2 rRNA genes are annotated in these 3,139 nt (G+C 54.7%); both read right to left on the bottom strand.

The window, feature by feature from the left end:
* A 5S ribosomal RNA gene (gene rrf / locus WFO64_RS22340) occupies positions 1-84 on the bottom strand; the annotation flags it as partial.
* 88 nt (positions 85-172) lie between these two features.
* Positions 173-3,078 (bottom strand): 23S ribosomal RNA (locus WFO64_RS22335).
* Positions 3,079-3,139 lie beyond the last annotated feature (61 nt).

Genomic DNA, 3,139 nt, shown 5'->3' with positions numbered 1-3,139 from the left:
CCCCACACTACCATCGGCGCTACGGCGTTTCACTTCTGAGTTCGGCATGGGGTCAGGTGGGACCACCGCGCTACAGCCGCCAGGCAAATTCTGTCTCCGCGCCGCCCGACGGCCGCGCAGAATATCCGTCACAAGCTGAAAACCTGTCTCTCAAAAACGCCTCTGGCGTTGTAAGGTTAAGCCTCACGGGTCATTAGTACCGGTTAGCTCAACGCATCGCTGCGCTTACACACCCGGCCTATCAACGTCGTCGTCTTCAACGTCCCTTCAGGACCCTCAAGGGGTCAGGGAGAACTCATCTCGGGGCAAGTTTCGTGCTTAGATGCTTTCAGCACTTATCTTTTCCGCACTTAGCTACCGGGCAATGCCATTGGCATGACAACCCGAACACCAGTGGTGCGTTCACTCCGGTCCTCTCGTACTAGGAGCAACCCCCCTCAATTCTCCAGCGCCCACGGCAGATAGGGACCGAACTGTCTCACGACGTTCTAAACCCAGCTCGCGTACCACTTTAAACGGCGAACAGCCGTACCCTTGGGACCTACTTCAGCCCCAGGATGTGATGAGCCGACATCGAGGTGCCAAACACCGCCGTCGATATGAACTCTTGGGCGGTATCAGCCTGTTATCCCCGGAGTACCTTTTATCCGTTGAGCGATGGCCCTTCCATTCAGAACCACCGGATCACTATGACCTGCTTTCGCACCTGCCCGAGCCGTCACTCTCGCAGTCAAGCCAGCTTATGCCATTGCACTAACCTCACGATGTCCGACCGTGATTAGCTGACCTTCGTGCTCCTCCGTTACTCTTTAGGAGGAGACCGCCCCAGTCAAACTACCCACCAGACACTGTCCGCAGCCCGGATTACGGGCCTACGTTAGAACATCAAACATTAAAGGGTGGTATTTCAAGGTTGGCTCCACGCAGACTGGCGTCCGCGCTTCAAAGCCTCCCACCTATCCTACACATCAAGGCTCAATGTTCAGTGTCAAGCTGTAGTAAAGGTTCACGGGGTCTTTCCGTCTTGCCGCGGGTACACTGCATCTTCACAGCGAGTTCAATTTCACTGAGTCTCGGGTGGAGACAGCCTGGCCATCATTACGCCATTCGTGCAGGTCGGAACTTACCCGACAAGGAATTTCGCTACCTTAGGACCGTTATAGTTACGGCCGCCGTTTACCGGGGCTTCGATCAGGAGCTTCTCTTGCGATAACCCCATCAATTAACCTTCCGGCACCGGGCAGGCGTCACACCGTATACGTCCACTTTCGTGTTTGCACAGTGCTGTGTTTTTAATAAACAGTTGCAGCCAGCTGGTATCTTCGACTGGCTTCGGCTCGGGGAGCAGGTCCCTCCACCTACGCGCCAGCGTGCCTTCTCCCGAAGTTACGGCACCATTTTGCCTAGTTCCTTCACCCGAGTTCTCTCAAGCGCCTTGGTATTCTCTACCTGACCACCTGTGTCGGTTTGGGGTACGATTCTGTGTTACCTGATGCTTAGAGGCTTTTCCTGGAAGCCGGGCATTTATCACTTCAGCACCGTAGTGCCTCGTCGTCACGCCTCAGCGTTAATAAGGGACCGGATTTACCTGGACCCTCCGCCTGCACGCTTAAACCGGGACAACCGTCGCCCGGATGATATAGCCTTCTCCGTCCCCCCTTCGCAGTAACACCGAGTACAGGAATATTAACCTGTTTCCCATCGACTACGCCTTTCGGCCTCGCCTTAGGGGTCGACTCACCCTGCTCCGATTAACGTTGAACAGGAACCCTTGGTCTTCCGGCGAGCGGGCTTTTCACCCGCTTTATCGTTACTTATGTCAGCATTCGCACTTCTGATACCTCCAGCAGCCCTCACAGGCCACCTTCGACGGCTTACAGAACGCTCCCCTACCCAGCAACACACAGTGTCGCTGCCGCAGCTTCGGTGCATGGTTTAGCCCCGTTACATCTTCCGCGCAGGCCGACTCGACCAGTGAGCTATTACGCTTTCTTTAAATGATGGCTGCTTCTAAGCCAACATCCTGGCTGTCTGTGCCTTCCCACATCGTTTCCCACTTAACCATGACTTTGGGACCTTAGCTGGCGGTCTGGGTTGTTTCCCTCTTCACGACGGACGTTAGCACCCGCCGTGTGTCTCCCGTGATAACATTCTCCGGTATTCGCAGTTTGCATCGGGTTGGTAAGCCGGGATGGCCCCCTAGCCGAAACAGTGCTCTACCCCCGGAGATGAGTTCACGAGGCGCTACCTAAATAGCTTTCGGGGAGAACCAGCTATCTCCCGGTTTGATTGGCCTTTCACCCCCAGCCACAGGTCATCCGCTAATTTTTCAACATTAGTCGGTTCGGTCCTCCAGTTAGTGTTACCCAACCTTCAACCTGCCCATGGCTAGATCACCGGGTTTCGGGTCTATACCCTGCAACTTAACGCCCAGTTAAGACTCGGTTTCCCTGCGGCTCCCCTATACGGTTAACCTTGCTACAGAATATAAGTCGCTGACCCATTATACAAAAGGTACGCAGTCACCCCCATAAAGAAGGCTCCCACTGCTTGTACGTACACGGTTTCAGGTTCTGTTTCACTCCCCTCGCCGGGGTTCTTTTCGCCTTTCCCTCACGGTACTGGTTCACTATCGGTCAGTCAGGAGTATTTAGCCTTGGAGGATGGTCCCCCCATATTCAGACAGGATACCACGTGTCCCGCCTTACTCATCGAGCTCACAGCATATGCGCTTTTGTGTACGGGAGTATCACCCTGTACCCTGCGACTTTCCAGACGCTTCCACTAACACACATGCTGATTCAGGCTCTGGGCTGCTCCCCGTTCGCTCGCCGCTACTGGGGGAATCTCGGTTGATTTCTTTTCCTCGGGGTACTTAGATGTTTCAGTTCCCCCGGTTCGCCTTGCAGCACTATGTATTCATGCTGCAATGATGCACTGAGTGCACCGGGTTTCCCCATTCGGACATCGACGGCTGTAGCGGTTCATATCACCTTACCGTCGCTTTACGCAGATTAGCACGTCCTTCATCGCCTCTGACTGCCTGGGCATCCACCGTGTACGCTTGGTCGCTTAACCTCACAACCCACAGGCGTTTTTCAACGCTGTAAGCTGCAAGCATTTGAGAGACCCGACCGTG

Source organism: Pantoea sp. AS142, assembly GCF_037152305.1.
In the GTDB taxonomy this organism is placed as follows: domain Bacteria; phylum Pseudomonadota; class Gammaproteobacteria; order Enterobacterales; family Enterobacteriaceae; genus Pantoea.
Note: the sequence above shows the minus strand (reverse complement) of the source record. Positions and strands in the feature narration are given on the sequence as shown.